Here is a 17628-nt window from a genome sequence, read left to right on the forward strand (position 1 = left end):
GGCATCGGGGCATCATCGGCGCAGCCCCCGCTACGACCCGAGCGGCAGCGCGTCGGTGTAGCCGTTCACCGGCCGCTCCACCTCCGCGACGGTACGACCGTCCAGCGCGACCGCCGCCGAGGACGTGCCCAGCGTGCCCTGCGCGTGCCAGGTCCCCGTCACCGTGACCCAGGTGTCGGCCTCCGGCGCCGCCACGCCGTACACCCGCACCTTCACGGACTGCGCGTCCGCCGCACAGCACGACAGCATGATCCGCGTCAGGTACCAGCCCCCGCCCCCGTCCGCGGGCGTGACGAAACCGGTCATCCGCACCGTGCGCCCCTCGATGGCCCGCCCCTGGTCCTGCTGCACCCGCTGGGTGAAGTCGGTCAGCGTGATCGGCAGCGGCGAGGTCGCGGGCAGCGGGTCGAAACCGTCCCCGGCGACCACCGCCACCGCCTTGGGCGCCTCCCGCGAGGCGGTGTAGGAACCGAGCGCGGGCGGGGCGTAGAACAGCAGGCTCAGCGCGGGCAGGAACAGCAGCCAGGCGACCCGCGGCACACCCGCGTGATCGTGCCCATGCCCATGCCCGTCACCGCTGCCGTCACCGCTGCCGTCACCGACGTCACCGACGTCGCTGCCGTCACCGCCGTCGCCGTCCTCCGCGGGCCGCTCCGCCGGCCGCCGCCGGGCCGACCACGCCTCCGCCGCCCCCAGCAGGACCAGCAGCACCCCCGAGGCGATCAGCAGCGGCCGCATCCCCTCCTTCACGTACCTCAGGTACGCCTCCGAGAACAGCGCGGCCCGCAGCAACCCGACACCGCTCAGCACCAGCAGCGCCACCTGCGCGAACCGCCTCACAGCAGCACCCCTCCCACGACCACGCTGCACACCACCGCGACGACGGCCGTGGCGCCGGAGAACCGGACCGCGAAGGCCCGCCCGAAGGTGCCCGCCTGGAGGGCGATCAGCTTCAGGTCCACCATCGGGCCGACCACCATGAACGTCAGCCGCGCCGTCGGCGAGAACCCACTGAGCGAGGCCGCCACGAACGCGTCGGCCTCCGAACACACCGCCAGCACGATCGCCAGCACCGCCAGGAACAGCACCGACAGCCACGGCGAGCCGGCGAAGGCGTCCACCACCGAACGCGGCACGGCCACGTTGAACGTCGCCGCCGCCATCGCCCCCACCACCAGGAAACCCCCCGCGTGCAGGAAGTCGTGCTGGAAACCGCGCCGGAACTCCGTCCAGCGACTGTGCCCCGGCCGGTGCCCGGTGTGCCGCACCGCCGGCTTCAGCCACTCCTCGCGCCCCCGCCACAACCACAGCCAGCCCATCACCGCCGCCGTCACCAGCGAGGCCAGCAACCGGGCCAGCACCATCTCCGGACTGCCGGGGAACGCGATCGCCGTGGCGGTCAGCACCACCGGGTTCACGGCGGGCGCCGACAGCAGGAACGCGAACGCCGCGGCCGGAGGCACACCCCGCCCGATCAGGCTGTTCGCCACCGGCACCGACGCGCACTCACAACCCGGCAGCACCACCCCCGCCGCCCCCGCGACCGGCACCGCGAGCGCGGCCCGCCTCGGCAGCAGCCGGCCGAAGACGCTCGCCGGCACGAACGCGTCGATCGCCCCGGACAACGCCGTACCCAGCAGCAGGAACGGCAGCGCCTGCACGGTCACCGCGAGACACACCGTCCGCCACGCCTGCACGGCCGGGTCCTCCAGCGACCGCCCGACCAGCACCAGCACCGCGCCCGGCAGCACGGCGGCACCGACCAGCAGCAGCGGCCAGTTCCGCGGCAGCGCCCGCCCGGCCCCCGGCCCCTCGGCCGATATCCGGCCGCCGTCCTCCGTACGGGCGCCCTCGACCGTCCGCATGCCTACCCCAGCCCTCCCCGCAGCCGCGCGACCTGCTCCCCGCTGAACTCCACCGTCCGCCCCATGTGCCGCACGATCACCGCCAGTTCCGCGTCGTCCAGATCCTCGAAGAGCGGACTCCAGTCGCCGCCCAGCCGCTCCCAGGTCCGCCCGAACTCGGCGATCCGCTCCGGCACCGTCGCCACCAGCACCCGCCGCCGGTCCGCCGCGTCCCGCTCCCGCACGACGTACCCCGCCTTCTCCAGCCGGTCCACCAGCCGCGTCGCCGACCCCGTGGTCAGCCCCGTCAGCTCCGCGACCCGGCCCGCCGTCACCGGCTCCCGCTCCAGCGACAGCAGGTTCAGACACTGCAGGTCGGTCGGGTGCAGCCCCAGCCGGTCCGCGACAGCCTGGTTGAACAGCGCGAACGCCGCGACATACCGCCGGGAGACGACGGACAACTCGCCGAGCAACCGCGACCGCACGTTCCCGGACATCGCCCGCACACCCCTTCGTAGCGCCGTCCGCAGATCGTACGACGTACCCGGACCGCCCCGGCCGACAGCGCGACCCCCGCCCACCACCGGCCACCACCGGCCACCGGGACCGAAGGCCCACCCCGCACGAAGCCGCCGCCAGGCCCCTCCCGCGCTCCGCCACCCGCCGCACCGCCACCGCGCCCCCTTCACGATCGGCGGCGCCCGGCCCGTCCGGCACGGCCGTCACCATGCGGGCACCGCGGACGGCGAGCGCACGGACCCGCCTATCCTGGCCGGGCAGGCGTTCGACCGCCCGCGTTCTCCGTACGTCCGCCCCGCCCGAGGAACCGAGGAGCAGCCCCCATGGCCACCGCCGCCCCGTCCGCCGCGTCCCGCATCGCCGTCGTCACGGGCGCGAGCAGCGGCATCGGCGCCGCCACCGCCCGGCAGCTCGCCGCGGCCGGCTACCGCGTCGTCCTCACCGCCCGCCGCAAGGACCGCATCGAGGCACTCGCCGAGGAGATCACCGCGGCGGGCGGCTCCGCGACGGCCTACCAGCTGGACGTCACCGACCGCGCCGCCGTCGACGAGTTCGCGACGGCGTTCCGGACCGTCGGCGTCCTGGTCAACAACGCGGGCGGAGCACTCGGCGCCGACCCGGTCGCCACCGGCGATCCCGCCGACTGGCGCACGATGTACGAGACCAACGTCATCGGCACCCTGAACCTCACCCAGGCCCTGCTCCCCAAGCTGATCGCGAGCGGCGACGGCACGGTCGTCGTGGTCTCCTCCACCGCCGGCCACGGCACGTACGAGGGCGGCGCGGGCTACGTGGCCGCCAAGCACGGCGCCCACGTCCTCGCCGAGACCCTCCGCCTGGAGATCGTCGGCCGGCCCGTCCGCGTCATCGAGATCGCCCCCGGCATGGTCAGGACCGACGAGTTCGCGCTCACCCGCTTCGGCGGCGACGCCGACCGGGCCGCGAAGGTCTACGAGGGCGTCGCCGAGCCCCTCACCGCCGACGACGTCGCCGAGACGATCACCTGGGCGGTGACCCGCCCCAGCCACGTCAACGTCGACCTGCTGGTCCTGCGCCCGCGCGCCCAGGCGTCCAACACCAAGGTCCACCGGGAACCGCGATGACCGGCACGGAGGCGGGAGTCCCGCAGACCCCCGAACGGGCGGCGGAACAACGCCGCCTGGCCCAGGAGACCAAGGACGAACGCCAGGTCTGGTACTTCCTGGCCTACTTCCTCTTCGGCATCCACGTCATCGCCTTCGTGATGATCTACGCGGTGAGACACGGGAACTGAGCCCCGTCCCCCGCGGGTCCTCACCGGCGTGGACAGACATCTCCCCTTCGAGAACCTGCACAACTTCCGCGACCTGGGCGGCTACCGCACCCCGGACGGCCGCCACCGCGTCCGTCCGGGCCGCCTCTACCGCTCCGACTCCCTCGGCAAACTCGCCCCGGACACCCCCGACTGGGACCTCTTCCTCTCCCTGGGCATCCGCACGGTCATCGACCTGCGCCACCCCTGGGAGGCGGAACGCGCCGGCCGCGTCCCGGCCCACCCCTCCTTCACGTACCGCAACCTCAGCATCGAGCACCGCTTCTACGACCAGGCGGCACAGACCCCCGACGTCGAACCCGGCCCCTACCTGGCCGAGCGGTACATGGAGGTCGCGCAGGACGGCACCGAGGAGATCCGCGAAGCCCTGCACCTCATCACCGCGACGGACGCCCCCCTGGTCTTCCACTGCGCCTCCGGCAAGGACCGCACCGGCCAGCTGGCCGCCCTGGTCCTCGCCCTCCTGGGCATCGACGACGACCTGATCACCGAGGACTACACCCTCACCGAACTCGCCACCCCCGCCCTCCTCGCGGACTGGCGCACCCGCAACGACGGCGCCTCCCCCACCTGGCCGTACTACCTCCACGCCCCCGCGTCGGTGATGCGCCTGTACCTGACCGCACTGGCCTCCCGCCACGGCTCCACCCAGGGCTACGTCGAGAAGGCCCTCGGCATGAACGCGGAAACCCTGTCCGCGACCCTCCGGAACAACCTCCTGGAGCCCTCGGGCGAAGCCGCCTGACGGCATGGCACCGCTGCCCGCACGGGCAGCCAGGTGGGGCGCGGCCCGTGCGCCGCGCCCCACCGACGCCGTCAACCCTTCACGCAGACGACCTGCTTCAGCTTCGCCACGACCTCCACCAGGTCCCGCTGCTGGTCGATGACCTGCTCGATGGGCTTGTAGGCGCCCGGGATCTCGTCGACGACACCGGAGTCCTTGCGGCACTCCACGCCCCGCGTCTGCTCCTCCAGGTCCTTCGTCGTGAAGCGGCGCTTGGCGGCGCTCCGGCTCATGCGCCGACCCGCCCCGTGCGACGCCGAGTTGAAGGCCTTCTCGTTCCCGAGGCCCTTCACGATGTACGAACCCGTGCCCATGGAGCCGGGGATGATCCCGTACTCGCCGGAACCGGCCCGGATCGCGCCCTTGCGGGTGACGAGCAGGTCCATCCCGTCGTAGCGCTCCTCGGCCACGTAGTTGTGGTGCGCGCTGATCTCCTTCTCGAAGGTGGGCTTGGCCTTCTTGAACTCCCGGCGGATCACGTCCGTCAGGAGCGCCATCATGATCGTGCGGTTGTGCTTCGCGTACTCCTGCGCCCAGAACAGGTCGTTGCGGTACGCCGCCATCTGCGGGGTGTCCGCGACGAACACGGCGAGGTCACGGTCGATCAGGCCCTGGTTGTGCGGGAGCTTCTGCGCCACGCCGATGTGGAACTCGGCGAGTTCCTTGCCGATGTTCCGGGAGCCGGAGTGGAGCATCAACCAGACAGAACCGGTCGTATCCGTGCACACCTCGACAAAGTGATTTCCCGATCCGAGCGTTCCCATCTGCTTCGTGGCGCGTTCCTGACGGAATTTGACCGATTCGGCGATCCCCCCGAACCGCCCCCAGAAGTCGTCCCACCCCCCGGTGGCCAGCCCGTGGAACCGGCCCGGGTCCACCGGGCTGTCGTGCATCCCCCGCCCCACCGGGATCGCCTGCTCGATCTTCGAGCGCAGCCGGGAGAGGTCGCCCGGCAGGTCGTTCACCGTCAGGGACGTCCTGACCGCGGACATCCCGCAGCCGATGTCGACCCCCACCGCCGCCGGGCACACCGCGCCCTGCATGGCGATGACCGATCCGACCGTCGCGCCCTTGCCGTAATGGACGTCCGGCATGACGGCCAGGCCCTTGATCCACGGCAGGGTGGCGACGTTGCGCAGCTGCTGGAGCGCGCCGTCCTCGACCGTCGCGGGGTCGGCCCACATGCGGATCGGCACCTTCGCGCCCGGCATCTCCACGTACGACATATCGTCCTCATTCCCCCGGGAAACAACAGAAGTCTCGAATCGCAAAACCGGTGCCAAGGTCGGCATTAGAGACGGCGGACCGGCATCCACGGCGTTGCGTGCGATACACATTGTCTGCCGGTGCCGCCCCCGTCCGGCAAGCGAATAACCAGCGGGGACACTGGACCTGCCACCCACGATGTGCCCGTCGAGAGGAGCCGACCGTGCAGCGGAAGGCGTACGTACCCGGCGTAGTCGCTCTCCTCGCGGCCCTGTTGGCCGGCTGCTCGAGCAGTGCGGACGACGGCGGCCCGACGGACAACTCCAATCCGGGCGACGCCGGCACCGTGACCGCCGCCGCTCAGCCGGGCCGCTACGACGCCCTCCCGGAGGCCTGCGGGGCGGTGGGCCGCAGCACCCTCGACTCCCTTCTGCCGGGCATCGTCCAGATCCCCGACGAGGCGCGGCGCGAGGCCGTCTACGCGGGCCAGGCGACGCTGACGTTCGACACGGACCGCAAGGCGGGCTGCCGTTGGAAGGCGGACTCCACCGACGCCATCGACCACCTGAGCGTCGACTTCGAGCGTGTGGTCTCGTACGACAACGCGGTCAGTGACGACGGCCAGGCCGAGACGCTGTTCGCCCAGAAGGTGACGGCGGCCGGTCTGCCCGCGCCCACCGCGTCGCGGCCGGCCGGCGTCGCGGCCACTCCCTCCGGCGGTACGACGGCGGCCCCTTCCGCCGCCGCCTCCTCCCCGTCGCCGTCCTCGTCCGCCTCGGCCTCGGCCTCGGCCTCGGCGTCCGCCTCCCCTTCCACCCCCACCTCAACCTCCACCTCCACCTCCGCTTCCGCCGACCTCCAGTCCCGGCTCCTGGACGATCTCGGGGACGAGGCCTTCGTCGACGACGTGCTCGCCGGCTCCGGTTCGGCGGCGAAACAGCGCACGGTGACTGTGGTGTTCCGCACGTCGAACGTCATCGTGAGCATCGAGTACGAGGAGCAGGCCACGTCCCTCGGCGTCGTGCCGGACAGCAAGGAAATGCAGGACAACGCCCGGAAACTGGCCGCGCAGCTCGCCGACTCCCTGGCAGGCTGAGGCCACTTCGGGCGCACGGGCCCCGCGCGTGCGATGCCCTCGAAGCGGAAACGCACGGCTTCTCCACCGCGTACCGTGGCCCACCGGACCCCGATCCGACCGCAGGAACCACGAGCGTCATGAGTGAAGGAACCATGCAGCGACGAGCCCAGCGAGACGACCAGTGTGACCGGCGAGACCGGCGAGCGATACGTGCGGGAGGCGTGAACCGTCTTCTGGCCGCGGCGGCCGCGGTCCCCGTGATGCTGATCGTCGCGGGCTGCTCCTCGGACTCCGGCTCGGACTCCGGCTCCGGCTCCGGTGGCGCCTCCGCCGCGGAGAAGACCGGCGGCGCGTCCGCCGCCGCCTCCCCGAGTGCCGAGCCGACCGTGCAGGCGGCGGCGTACAGGACGCTGCCCGAGGCGTGCGGCGCGCTGTCGAAGAAGACGCTGACCGCGCTGGTGCCGAAGGCCCCCGCCAAGGGCAAGGAGGGCACGTCGAGCGACCGGGCGGCACGGGCCTCCTGTTCCTGGTCCAGCCTGGACAACAACGGTGTGAAGGGCTCGCAGTTCCGCTGGCTGAACGTCTCGATGGTCCGTTTCGAGACGGACGCGGCGAGCAGCGGCGAGCAGCAGGCGCAGGAGTACTACGCGAAGCAGGTGCAGGGGGCGTCGGCGACGGCGGGTGCGAAGAACGCGAAGTCGCAGGCGCTCGCGGCCACGGGTGATCAGGCGACGACGGTGCGCTACGACCTGAAGAAGTCGGAGGGCGCCTTCAAGCAGCAGACGGTGGTGGCGCGCGTGGAGAACGTGGTCGTCACGCTGGACTACAACGGTGCCGGTCTGGCCGGTGAGAAGACGCCGGACGCGGACGCGCTGGTGAAGTCCGCGGAGCTGGCGGCGAAGGAAGCGGTGGCGTCGGTGGAGGCGGCCAACGGCGAGGGTTCGGGCGGCGGTTCGTCGTCCCCGGCGCCGTCGACGTCGTCGTCGAAGGCGCCGTCGGCGTCGAAGGCCCCGTCGGCCCCGGCGTCGGCCTCGGCGGCGGCCTCGGCGGCGGCCTCGGCGGCGGTCGCCAAGAGGACCTCGACGGCGGCCGCGAAGAAGAGCTGACGTACCCGCAACACGTGAGCCGCACACATGTGCCACCCTGTTGCGCGCAACAACACGCAAGGGAGGGGAGTACGGGTGGCCGCGCCAATCCAGCTGACCCGGATGCACCGCATTCTCATCGGTGTGGTCGTGACCGGCGCCGTGATCATCGCCGCGATCGGCTTCGCCGGTTCCTACGCGGCCGTCCGTGAGCTGGCCCTCGAGAAGGGCTTCGGGAACTTCGCGTACGTGTTCCCGATCGGCATCGACGCGGGCATCTGCGTCCTGCTGGCCCTGGACCTGCTGCTGACGTGGATCCGCATCCCCTTCCCGTTGCTGCGGCAGACGGCGTGGCTGCTGACGGCGGCGACGATCGCGTTCAACGGTGCGGCCGCCTGGCCGGACCCGTTGGGCGTCGGCATGCACGCGGTGATCCCGATCCTGTTCGTGGTGTCCGTGGAGGCGGCCCGGCACGCGATCGGCCGGATCGCCGACATCACGGCCGACAAGCACATGGAGGGGGTGCGGCTCACCCGCTGGCTGCTGTCCCCGGTGCCGACGTTCCTGCTGTGGCGCCGGATGAAGCTGTGGGAGCTGCGTTCGTACGAGCAGGTCATCAAGCTGGAGCAGGAACGTCTCGTCTACCAGGCCCGGCTGCGTTCCCGCTTCGGCCGGGCCTGGCGCCGCAAGGCTCCGGTGGAGTCCCTGATGCCGTTGCGGCTGGCGCGTTACGGCGTTCCCCTGGCGGAGACGGCCCCGGCGGGCCTGGCGGCGGCGGGGATCGAGCCGGCGGTGCTTCCCCCGGCGCAGCCGCAGCCGCAGGCTCTCGCGCCCCAGCAGGAGTTGCAGGAGTTGTCGGCGGCCCCGGCACAGCAGCAGCCGCAGCCGGACCGGCAGGAGCCGCAGCGGCAGTTCCGGCAGCAGGCCCGGCAGCCGGAGCAGGTGGAGCAGGCGCCCGAGGACGACCAGAGCCCCTGGTTCCAGTCGCCGCACGAGGTGCAGTACCAGGGCGGCTACGACCCCACCTACGACCCCTCGGAGCAGTACGCCCGGTGGTACGAGGAGCAGCAGCAGGCCGAGCAGTACGAGGACCAGTACCAGGAGGAGCCTCCGGCGCAGGAGCCCTCCCCGGAGGAGACCGGTTCCTTCCCCATCCCGGTGGTCCCGGGCCGCAACCGCGAGCTGGGTGAGGGCGGCGGCAGCCCGGAGCCGACCGAGGAGGACTACTACCTGGTCTTCAAGAAGTCGATCAACGGCAGCTACCCCACCTCGGGCCAGCTCCGGGACGACGTGGAGGCGACGTTCGGCGTGGCGCTCCCGCCGCGCGAGGCGGACCGCATGGTCAACCGCTTCACCAACCGCCACACGGCGGAACTGCAGGACGACCACATCGCGTAACCGGCGGACACGGGGACGACGGAAGGGGGGCACCCGGTGTCAGCACCGGGTGCCCCCCTTCCGTCGTGCTTGCGTCGTCCGGCCGGGCCTACTCCCCGAGCAGGGACCGCACCCGCTCCTGGCCCACGGCCAGCAGCAGGGTGGGCAGGCGGGGCCCGGTGTCGCGCCCGACGAGCAGGTGGTACAGCAGCGCGAAGAACGTCCGCTGGGCGGTCTTGATCTCCGGCGGCAGTTCCTTGGGCGTGGCGTCCGGGGAGAACCCGGCCTGCACCTTGGGCACGCCGTACACGAGGTGGGTGAGCCCGTCGAGGGACCAGTTCTCGGCGAGGCCGTCGAGCAGGAGCCGCAGCGACTGCTGGGAGGCCTCGTCGAGGGACTTCAGCAGTTCGGCGTCGGGTTCGTCGCGCACGACGGTCCGCTGGTCGGCGGGGACGTGCGTGTTGATCCAGGCCTCGGCCCTGTCGAAGCGGGGGCGTGCCTCGTCGAGGGTGCCGAGCGGGTTGCCGGGGTCCAGTTCGCTGAGGATGCGCAGCGCCTGGTCCTGGTGTCCGGCGGTGATGTCGGCGACGGAGGCGAGGGTGCGGTAGGGCAGCGGCCGGGGCGTGCGGGGCAGTTCGCCGCCGGCGGTGCGGACCGCGCGGGAGTGGGCGGCCGCGTCGGCGGGCAGGGCGGAGCCGTCGGTGACCTTGGCGTCGAGCTTGTCCCACTCGTCGTAGAGCCGCTGGATCTCCTGGTCGAAGGCGATCTTGAAGGACTGGTTGGGGCGGCGGCGGGCGTACAGCCAGCGCAGGAGCTGCGGCTCCATGATCTTCAGGGCGTCGGCGGGGGTCGGGACGCCGCCCTTGGACGAGGACATCTTGGCCATGCCGCTGATGCCGACGAACGCGTACATCGGGCCGATCGGCTGCTTGCCGCCGAAGATGCCGACGATCTGCCCGCCGACCTGGAAGGAGGAGCCGGGGGAGGAGTGGTCGACGCCGCTGGGCTCGAAGATCACGCCTTCGTACGCCCAGCGCATGGGCCAGTCGACCTTCCAGACCAGCTTGCCGCGGTTGAACTCGTTGAGCCGGACGGTCTCGGAGAAGCCGCAGGAGTCGCAGACGTACGTCAGCTCGGTGCTGTCGTCGTCGTAGGCGGTGACGGTGGTGAAGTCCTTCTCGCAGTTGCCGCAGTACGGCTTGTACGGGAAGTAGCCGGCCGAGCCGGAGCTGCCGTCGTCCTCGGCCGCGGCGCCGGAGCCCTCGGCGGCCTCCAGCTCGGCCTCGTCGAGCGGCTTCTGCTGCTGCTTCTTCGCCGGGGCCTTCTTGGTGCGGTACTGGTCGAGGATGGCGTCGATGTCGCCGCGGTGCCGCATGGCGTGCAGGATCTGCTCGCGGTAGACGCCGGAGGTGTACTGCCGGGTCTGGCTGATCCCGTCGAACTCGACGCCCAGCTCCGCCAGCGACTCGACCATCGCGGCCTTGAAGTGTTCGGCCCAGTTCGGGTGGGCCGAGCCCGGCGGGGCGGGGACGGAGGTCAGCGGCTTGCCGATGTGTTCGGCCCAGGACTCGTCGACCCCCGCGATCCCGGCCGGGACCTTGCGGTAGCGGTCGTAGTCGTCCCAGGAGATCAGGTGGCGCACCTGGTGGCCGCGCCGGCGGATCTCGTCGGCGACGAGGTGCGGCGTCATGACCTCGCGGAGGTTCCCGAGGTGGATGGGGCCCGAGGGGGAGAGGCCGGAGGCGACGACGACGACCGGTTTGCCCGGGGCCCGACGCTCCGACTCCTCGATGACCTCATCCGCGAAACGGGAGACCCAGTCGGTGGTCTCGGTGCTCTGAGCCACGATCGGCACGTCCTCTGGTGTGAAGGCTTGAAGGTTCGAAGTGCGTTCCATTGTCCCAGGCCGGGCCGCATCCGCGAAAACCGCTTTTCACCGCGTGGGATACTCGGTCTCCGTAGTACTTTCCGGAACCCGAGCAGAACGGCAGCCACTCCATGGCCTCGGTCACGTCCCTCAGTCACTCCGTCGAACAGCGTCTCGCGTCCGCCCTCTCGGCTGCTCTGCCGGAGGCCGTCGGCGTGGACCCGCTGCTGCGACGCAGCGACCGGGCGGACTACCAGGCGAACGGCATCCTGGCCCTGGCGAAGAAGGCGAAGGCCAACCCGCGGGAGCTGGCGACGCGGGTCGTCTCCGAGGTGGCCGCCGGTGACCTGATCAAGGACATCGAGGTCTCCGGACCGGGCTTTTTGAACGTGACGGTCACCGACCGGGCGATCGTGGAGAACCTCGGCGCGCGGTACGCGGACGCCGACCGCCTCGGGGTGCCCCTCGCGGACGCGCCGGGCACCACGGTGATCGACTACGCCCAGCCGAACGTGGCGAAGGAGATGCACGTCGGCCACCTGCGGTCGGCGGTCATCGGTGCCGCGGTGGTGCGGATCCTGGAGTTCACCGGCGAGACCGTGGTGCGCCGGCACCACATCGGCGACTGGGGCACCCAGTTCGGCATGCTGATCCAGTACCTGGACGAGCACCCGCACGAGCTGGACCACAAGGACTCCGAGGTCAGCGGTGAGGAGGCGATGTCGAACCTCGACCGCCTCTACAAGGCCGCGCGCAGGCTGTTCGACGCGGACGAGGAGTTCAAGACGCGGGCCCGGCGCCGGGTGGTGGACCTCCAGGCCGGGGACCCGCACACCCTCGCCGTGTGGCAGCGGTTCGTCGACGAGTCGAAGATCTACTTCTTCTCCGTCTTCGAGAAGCTGGACATGGAGATCCGGGACGAGGACATCGTCGGCGAGTCGGGTTACAACGACATGCTGGCGGAGACCTGCCGCCTCCTGGAGGAGTCGGGCGTGGCGGTCCGCTCGGAGGGCGCCCTGTGCGTCTTCTTCGACGACGTCAAGGGCCCGGACGGCAACCCGGTCCCGCTGATCGTGCAGAAGTCGGACGGCGGCTACGGCTACGCGGCGACCGACCTGTCGGCGATCCGCGACCGCGTCCTCCAGCTCAAGGCGGACACGCTCGTCTACGTCGTCGACGCCCGGCAGTCGCTGCACTTCAAGATGGTCTTCGAGACCGCGCGCCGGGCCGGCTGGCTGAACGGCGACGCCACGGCGCACCAGCTCGCCTTCGGCACGGTCCTGGGCAAGGACGGCAAGCCGTTCAAGACCCGTGAGGGCGAGACGGTGAAGCTGGTCGACCTCCTCGACGAGGCGGTCGACCGCGCCACGGCGGTCGTGCGGGAGAAGGCGGAGAAGGTCGGCCTGAGCGAGCGGGAGATCGAGGAGAACGGCCGTTACGTCGGCATCGGCGCCGTCAAGTACGCCGACCTGTCGACCTCCGCCGTGCGGGACTACAAGTTCGACCTGGACCAGATGGTGTCGCTGAACGGCGACACGTCGGTCTACCTCCAGTACGCGTACGCCCGCATCCAGTCGATCCTGCGCAAGGCGGGCGACGCCCGCCCGACCGCGCACCCGGAGCTGGAACTGGCCCCGGCGGAGCGGGCGCTGGGCCTGCACCTGGACCAGTTCGGCGAGACGGTCCAGGAGGTGGCGGCGGCCTACGAGCCGCACAAGCTGGCCGCGTACCTGTACCAGCTGGCCTCACACCTGACGACGTTCTACGACCAGTGCCACGTGCTGTCCGCGGACAACGCGCCGGAGGTCGTCGAGAACCGCCTCTTCCTGGTGGACCTCACGGGCCGCACCCTCCACAAGGGCATGGCCCTGCTGGGCATCCGGACACCCGAGCGGCTCTGAGGGCCGGTCGGCCCCGGTGACGACCGACGTGCCGCGGCCCGTCCTCCTTCCGGTTTTCCGGGGAGGACGGGCCGCGGTCGTGGTGACGGTGACGGTGACCACGACCGAGGCATCCACCCGGCGTACCGCCGCCACCGCCGTGCCCCGGCCGCCGTCGGTCCGGTCACGGCGTCCCGATGTCAGTGCCTCCCCCTACAGTCACCGCCATGGCGACTCTTCCCAACCCGCTGCCCAAGCTGGCGTCCGACCCCAGCGGACGTTCCCTCGGCCTCCAGCTCCCGCCGGGCCGGCTGATCGACACGACGGACCAAGGGGTGTGGCACGAGCCGCTGTTGTGGCACGCCGAGCGGGCGGCGGCACCGGGCAACTGGGCGGCGCTGGGCGGACCGGCGGCGCGGGCCGGACTGATCCCGGTCCTCGTCGACCTGGGCGGTTCCCAGGGCGGGCCGCAGCGGTGGGACCTGGCGCCCGCCGACATGTCGTACCCGGGGGACCACGACGCGGAGGAGGTGCTCGCGGACCTCTGGGAGGAGTGGGCGGCGGAGGACGAGGAGTGGCCCGGTCCGGCCGGCGCCCCCTCGCTCCAGGCCGATCCGGGCGCGCGGGCCGCGCAGGTCGCCGACCTCCTCGCGGGTGAGGGACCCTCGTGGTTCGAGGCCCCGCACCTGGCCCTCGTACCGGCCCGCCGCAGCGCGGACGTACCGGCGGCCATCGGCTGGTCGGGCCCGGTGAACCACGAGAACGACACGGCGCGGCTGTCCGCGGTCCTGCGTTCGTGGGAGGACCGCTTCGGCATACGGGTCGTGGGCATCGGCTTCGACGTCCTGGCCGTCTCGGTGGCGGCCCCGCCCACCACCGTCGCGGAGGCGGAGTCGGTGGCCGCCGAGCACTTCGCGTTCTGCCCGGACAACGTCCTCCAGGGATCCGGCACCCTGAAGGCGTATGCCGCCGGGCTGATCGGCGAGCACGCCTGGTCCTTCTGGTGGGACTGACCGCCCTCCCCGTTCCCCGCTGAGCCCCCGCCTCCGCCTCCGCAGCCCTTCCGCGATCTCCTGCGGGGTCTGGGTCACGCAGCACAGCCGGAGGGTGCGGACCCGCGAGAGGCGGGCGGCGGACGGGCTCTACGGCGTCGGGGACGCCCCCGCCCGCTGCCACGCGGACCCGCCGAGCGGGAACTCGTACGCGGGCCGCCCGTTGTTGCCGCTCGTGCGGAACGGCCTGCCCTTGTCGTCGACGACCAGCGTGCCGTGCCGGGACCCGCTGGACCAGGACAGCTCCAGGGTCCAGCTGACGTCGTACGCGGAGGCGTCGGCGTCGATGTAGTAGACCTCGGGGTCGGACTCGCTGACCTTGAAGGGGAAGTCGGCGTGCCCGGCCTCCGGCACCAGCGCCGGGCGCGCGGCGTCGAGGGCCACGGTGAAGTAGTGGGTCGGCACCCCGCCCCCGCAGCCGACGCCCGGATAGCCCATGGCGTAGTCGTTCCAGGCGAGCGGCGTCCGTTTCTGGACCGTGCGGACCTTCAGCCCGTCGACGACCACCGTCTCGTCACCGGTCCCCTGCACGGTCACCTGCACGAACTGCGACCCCGAGGACACGGCCCCGTGCGCGGCCACCCAGGCGGGCGCGTCCTGCTCGACGGGCGGCGGCGAGACCCGTCCGGGCTCACGGTCGATCAGGTAACGCTGGCCGCAGGGGTCCAGCCAGGCGTTCGGGCGGACCTCCACCGTGAGCGGAGGAGCCCCGTCGCCGTCCTCGACGGCCGCGCCGGGGCGTTCGCCGCCGGAGACCGCGGGTGACGGCGTCCCCGAAGAGGACGCGGACGCCGACGCGGACGGCGAGGCGGAGGCCGACCCGCTCCCGGACGGCGCCGCGCTCCCCGTCCCCTTCTCCTGCACGGACCGGGCCGCCCCGGCGCCCCGCGCACCCCCGGCGTCCTCGCCACCACCACCGGACAGCCGCATCCCGAGAACCACGGCTCCGGCCACGGCGACGACGGCGATCCCGGCCAGGACGGCCCGCCGTCGCCGACCGGCGGACGGCCGCGGTACGCCGTCCGGCACGAGGTCGGTGACGAGGGCGGCCGGACCCGGCTCGGGGTCGCCGCCCCGCACGCCCTCCGCCGGCCCGGGCTCGGGTTCCTCCCGCACGCCCTCCGCCGGCACCGCGTCCGACTCCGCCACCGGCACCGCGTCCGGCTTCACCGCCGACTCCGCGTCCGGCACCGCCGCCGGCCCGCTCTCCTTCTTCCCCCGTCCCGCGTCCGCCAGCACCCACCGCCGGTGCAGCTCGACCAGCTCGGCCGGCGAGGCCTTGCACAGCCGGGCGAGCCGTTCCACGGGCGCGTAGTCCGTGGGGACGGCGTCCCCGTTGCAGTAGCGGTGCAGCGTCGACGTACTCATGTGGAGCCGTTTCGCGAGCGTGCCGTAGCTCAGCCCGGATCGGTCCTTCAGTTCTCGCAGCAGTTCCGCGAACTCGGCCGCAGCCACCGTTCGTCCACCCCTCGTGTCCCGTCCCGGCGTTCCAGGGACGGTGCGTTTCACCAGCTCAGACCCGTTGCGGGCGTTCCAGCGTCCCGGATCGTCCGCAGGTCGTGGCGGCCGGGACGGATCTGCCCGCAAGCTGTGGCCATCCAAGCACGCCGCTCCCGGCACCCGGTCGAGCGGCGTACGCCAACCAGCCTTTCAGGAAGTGGAATTCACCATGCGCATCCGCCGCAGCAGCCGCCTTCTCGTCCCCGCCGTCGCCGCGCTCGCCGCCCTCTCGCTCACGGCCTGCGAGAACGGAACGGGCACCGAGGACGAGGGCGCGTCGACCCCCGCGTCGTCGGTCACCGCGCAGCCCCAGGGGACCGGCAAGCCGACCACCGGCTCGGACACGGGGACGGGTACCGCCACGGGCACCGGCACCGGATCGAGCACCGGCACCGGCTCGGGCTCGGCCGCGAAGCCGGCCGGCGGAACGTCCGCCAAGCCGGGCACCGGCACCGGCACGGACGACAAGGACCCGAACGCCCCCGAGAACCGCGTCCTGTGCAACGGCTCGAACACGAAGGTCACCGCCCAGCCGGTGCCGCGTCCCCTCAACCACATGCTGATCACGGTCACCAACACCGGCAGCAAGGTGTGCGACCTGACCTACTACCCGGTGCTCCGCTTCGACGAGATGCAGTGGGCGCCCGCGGCGGCGGAGGCGACCAAGCCGCAGGCGGTCACGACCCTCTCGCCCGGCGAGTCCGGCTACGCGGGCGTCCTGCTGTCGGCGGCCGACGGCAGCGGCGACGGCGGGACGACCGCCGAGAAGCTGACGGTCGCCTTCCAGGGCCGCACCCCGAACAGTGACGGCGGCGCCTCCGCGACGCCGCCGCTCCCGGCCAAGGGCGTCTACTACGACAGCTCGCTGACGGTGACGTACTGGCAGCAGAGCATGGACGACGCGCTCGCCTGGTAGGTCAGCAGGTCACCGCAGGGTCCGGGCCACCTCGGTGGCCCAGTAGGTGAGGATGTTGCGCGCCCCCGCCCGCTTGATGCCGGTGAGCGTCTCCAGGATCGCCCGGTCGCGGTCGATCCAGCCCTTCTCGGCGGCGGCCTCGATCATCGAGTACTCGCCGGAGATCTGGTAGGCGGCGACGGGCACGTCCACCGCGTCGGCGACCCGCGCGAGGATGTCGAGGTAGGGGCCGGCCGGCTTGACCATCACCATGTCGGCGCCCTCCTCGAGGTCGAGGGCCAGCTCGCGCAGGGACTCCCGCGCGTTGGCGGGGTCCTGCTGGTACGTCTTGCGGTCCCCCCGCAACGAGGAGCCGACGGCCTCCCGGAAGGGCCCGTAGAAGGCGGAGGAGTACTTGGCGGTGTAGGCCAGGATGGCGACGTCCTCCCGCCCGATCTGGTCGAGGGCGTCGCGGACGACCCCGATCTGCCCGTCCATCATGCCGCTGGGGCCCACGACGTGGGCGCCCGCGTCGGCCTGGACCTGCGCCATCTCGGCGTACCGCTCCAGGGTGGCGTCGTTGTCGACCCGGCCCTGGTCGTCGAGGACCCCGCAGTGCCCGTGGTCGGTGAACTCGTCGAGGCAGAGGTCGGACATCACCAGCAGGTCGTCCCCGACCTCGGCCCGCACGTCCCGCAGCGCGACCTGGAGGATGCCGTCCGGGTCGGTCCCCACGGTCCCGAGGGCGTCCTTCTTGGAGTCCTCCGGCACCCCGAAGAGCATGATCCCGGAGATCCCGGCCTCCACGGCCTCCGCGGCGGCCTTCTTCAGGCTGTCGCGGGTGTGCTGCACGACCCCGGGCATCGCCTGGATCGGCACCGGCTCGCTCACGCCCTCCCGCACGAACGCGGGAAGGATGAAGTCGGCCGGGTGCAGCCGGGTCTCGGCGACCATGCGCCGCATGACGGGGGTGGTCCGCAGCCGCCGCGGACGCGAACCGGGAAAGGATCCGTACGTCGTCATGCGTCCACGCTACGCCCGTCCCGCCCGTCCCTTTGCCGACGCCCCGTCGGCCCCGCCTCGGCCGCGCACCGGCGCGCGCCCCGGACCGTCAACTCCCCCGCGGGTGTGACGCTTCGCGACAAGCCACCGCTGTATGTATGGGCCACCTTTTTTGGATGCGCCCTTTATGGCAGTTTTCGCGAAATAGGGGTGGGGTTTCGTCGTGA

General features: G+C 72.1%; 16 protein-coding genes. 9 read left to right on the forward strand and 7 right to left on the reverse strand.

Annotation, left to right across the window (positions count from 1 at the left end; genetic code table 11):
- Positions 1-30: 30 nt before the first annotated feature.
- The 3 genes from ACH4N1_RS15615 to ACH4N1_RS15625 are packed head-to-tail and all read right to left on the reverse strand — an operon-like array spanning position 31 to position 2341.
- Positions 31-840: a TIGR03943 family putative permease subunit gene (locus tag ACH4N1_RS15615; RefSeq protein ID WP_398097470.1), complete on the reverse strand. Its 810-nt coding sequence runs from the start codon at positions 838-840 to the stop codon at positions 31-33.
- On the reverse strand, positions 837-1865 hold the full coding sequence (locus tag ACH4N1_RS15620; protein WP_398097471.1) for a permease: 1029 nt from the start codon (positions 1863-1865) through the stop codon (positions 837-839). Before ACH4N1_RS15620 ends, ACH4N1_RS15615 begins: the two co-directional genes overlap by 4 nt.
- A 2-nt stretch (positions 1866-1867) precedes the next feature.
- Positions 1868-2341, reverse strand: a complete 474-nt coding sequence (locus ACH4N1_RS15625) for a MarR family transcriptional regulator (protein ID WP_366061684.1) — start codon at positions 2339-2341, stop codon at positions 1868-1870.
- A gap of 345 nt (positions 2342-2686) precedes the next feature.
- Between ACH4N1_RS15625 and ACH4N1_RS15630 the strand changes: the two genes are divergently transcribed.
- The 3 genes from ACH4N1_RS15630 to ACH4N1_RS15640 are packed head-to-tail and all read left to right on the forward strand — an operon-like array spanning position 2687 to position 4420.
- The gene (locus ACH4N1_RS15630) at positions 2687-3466 is read left to right on the forward strand and encodes an SDR family NAD(P)-dependent oxidoreductase (RefSeq protein WP_398097473.1); all 780 of its coding nucleotides are present in this window, start codon (positions 2687-2689) and stop codon (positions 3464-3466) included.
- The gene (locus tag ACH4N1_RS15635) at positions 3463-3636 is read left to right on the forward strand and encodes a hypothetical protein (protein ID WP_398097475.1); all 174 of its coding nucleotides are present in this window, start codon (positions 3463-3465) and stop codon (positions 3634-3636) included. The genes ACH4N1_RS15630 and ACH4N1_RS15635 overlap by 4 nt, the downstream gene beginning before the upstream one ends.
- 28 nt (positions 3637-3664) lie before the next feature.
- Positions 3665-4420, forward strand: coding sequence for a tyrosine-protein phosphatase (locus tag ACH4N1_RS15640; protein ID WP_398097477.1), 756 nt, complete (start codon positions 3665-3667; stop codon positions 4418-4420).
- A gap of 71 nt (positions 4421-4491) precedes the next feature.
- Here ACH4N1_RS15640 and ACH4N1_RS15645 read toward each other — a convergent pair whose 3' ends face one another.
- Positions 4492-5685, reverse strand: coding sequence for an RtcB family protein (locus ACH4N1_RS15645; protein ID WP_398097479.1), 1194 nt, complete (start codon positions 5683-5685; stop codon positions 4492-4494).
- Positions 5686-5888: 203 nt separating this feature from the next.
- Here ACH4N1_RS15645 and ACH4N1_RS15650 point away from each other — a divergent pair, with 203 nt between their 5' ends.
- The 3 genes from ACH4N1_RS15650 to ACH4N1_RS15660 all read left to right on the forward strand — a co-directional run bounded on the left by ACH4N1_RS15650 (position 5889) and on the right by ACH4N1_RS15660 (position 9226).
- Positions 5889-6761 carry a DUF3558 domain-containing protein gene (locus ACH4N1_RS15650; protein ID WP_398097481.1) on the forward strand — a complete coding sequence of 291 codons (873 nt, stop codon included), beginning with the start codon at positions 5889-5891 and terminating at the stop codon, positions 6759-6761.
- Positions 6762-6880: 119 nt separating this feature from the next.
- Positions 6881-7849, forward strand: a complete 969-nt coding sequence (locus ACH4N1_RS15655; RefSeq protein ID WP_398097483.1) for a DUF3558 family protein — start codon at positions 6881-6883, stop codon at positions 7847-7849.
- Positions 7850-7924: 75 nt separating this feature from the next.
- Positions 7925-9226 (forward strand): DUF2637 domain-containing protein, encoded by a 1302-nt coding sequence (locus tag ACH4N1_RS15660; protein WP_398097485.1) that lies wholly within the window; start codon positions 7925-7927, stop codon positions 9224-9226.
- An 88-nt stretch (positions 9227-9314) separates the two neighbouring features.
- Here the strand turns inward: ACH4N1_RS15660 and lysS are convergent, their stop codons facing one another.
- Positions 9315-11060 carry a lysine--tRNA ligase gene (gene lysS / locus ACH4N1_RS15665; RefSeq protein ID WP_398097487.1) on the reverse strand — a complete coding sequence of 582 codons (1746 nt, stop codon included), beginning with the start codon at positions 11058-11060 and terminating at the stop codon, positions 9315-9317.
- Positions 11061-11203: 143 nt separating this feature from the next.
- Here lysS and argS point away from each other — a divergent pair, with 143 nt between their 5' ends.
- Both argS and ACH4N1_RS15675 read left to right on the forward strand, forming a co-directional pair.
- Positions 11204-12973 (forward strand): arginine--tRNA ligase, encoded by a 1770-nt coding sequence (gene argS / locus ACH4N1_RS15670; RefSeq protein ID WP_398097489.1) that lies wholly within the window; start codon positions 11204-11206, stop codon positions 12971-12973.
- A 206-nt stretch (positions 12974-13179) separates the two neighbouring features.
- Complete coding sequence (locus tag ACH4N1_RS15675; RefSeq protein WP_398097491.1) at positions 13180-13965, forward strand: DUF4253 domain-containing protein; 786 nt, start codon at positions 13180-13182, stop codon at positions 13963-13965.
- A 129-nt stretch (positions 13966-14094) separates the two neighbouring features.
- Here ACH4N1_RS15675 and ACH4N1_RS15680 read toward each other — a convergent pair whose 3' ends face one another.
- Entirely contained in the window at positions 14095-15459 is a 1365-nt protein-coding gene (locus ACH4N1_RS15680) for a helix-turn-helix domain-containing protein (protein ID WP_398097492.1), read from the reverse strand.
- Between the two features lie 214 nt (positions 15460-15673).
- Between ACH4N1_RS15680 and ACH4N1_RS15685 the strand changes: the two genes are divergently transcribed.
- Positions 15674-16420 carry a DUF4232 domain-containing protein gene (locus ACH4N1_RS15685; RefSeq protein ID WP_398097493.1) on the forward strand — a complete coding sequence of 249 codons (747 nt, stop codon included), beginning with the start codon at positions 15674-15676 and terminating at the stop codon, positions 16418-16420.
- A gap of 9 nt (positions 16421-16429) precedes the next feature.
- Here the strand turns inward: ACH4N1_RS15685 and hemB are convergent, their stop codons facing one another.
- Positions 16430-17422 carry a porphobilinogen synthase gene (gene hemB, locus ACH4N1_RS15690; RefSeq protein WP_398097494.1) on the reverse strand — a complete coding sequence of 331 codons (993 nt, stop codon included), beginning with the start codon at positions 17420-17422 and terminating at the stop codon, positions 16430-16432.
- Positions 17423-17628: the final 206 nt, after the last annotated feature.

The organism is Streptomyces sp. NPDC017202 (assembly GCF_044331705.1).
Classification (GTDB): Bacteria; Actinomycetota; Actinomycetes; order Streptomycetales; family Streptomycetaceae; genus Streptomyces.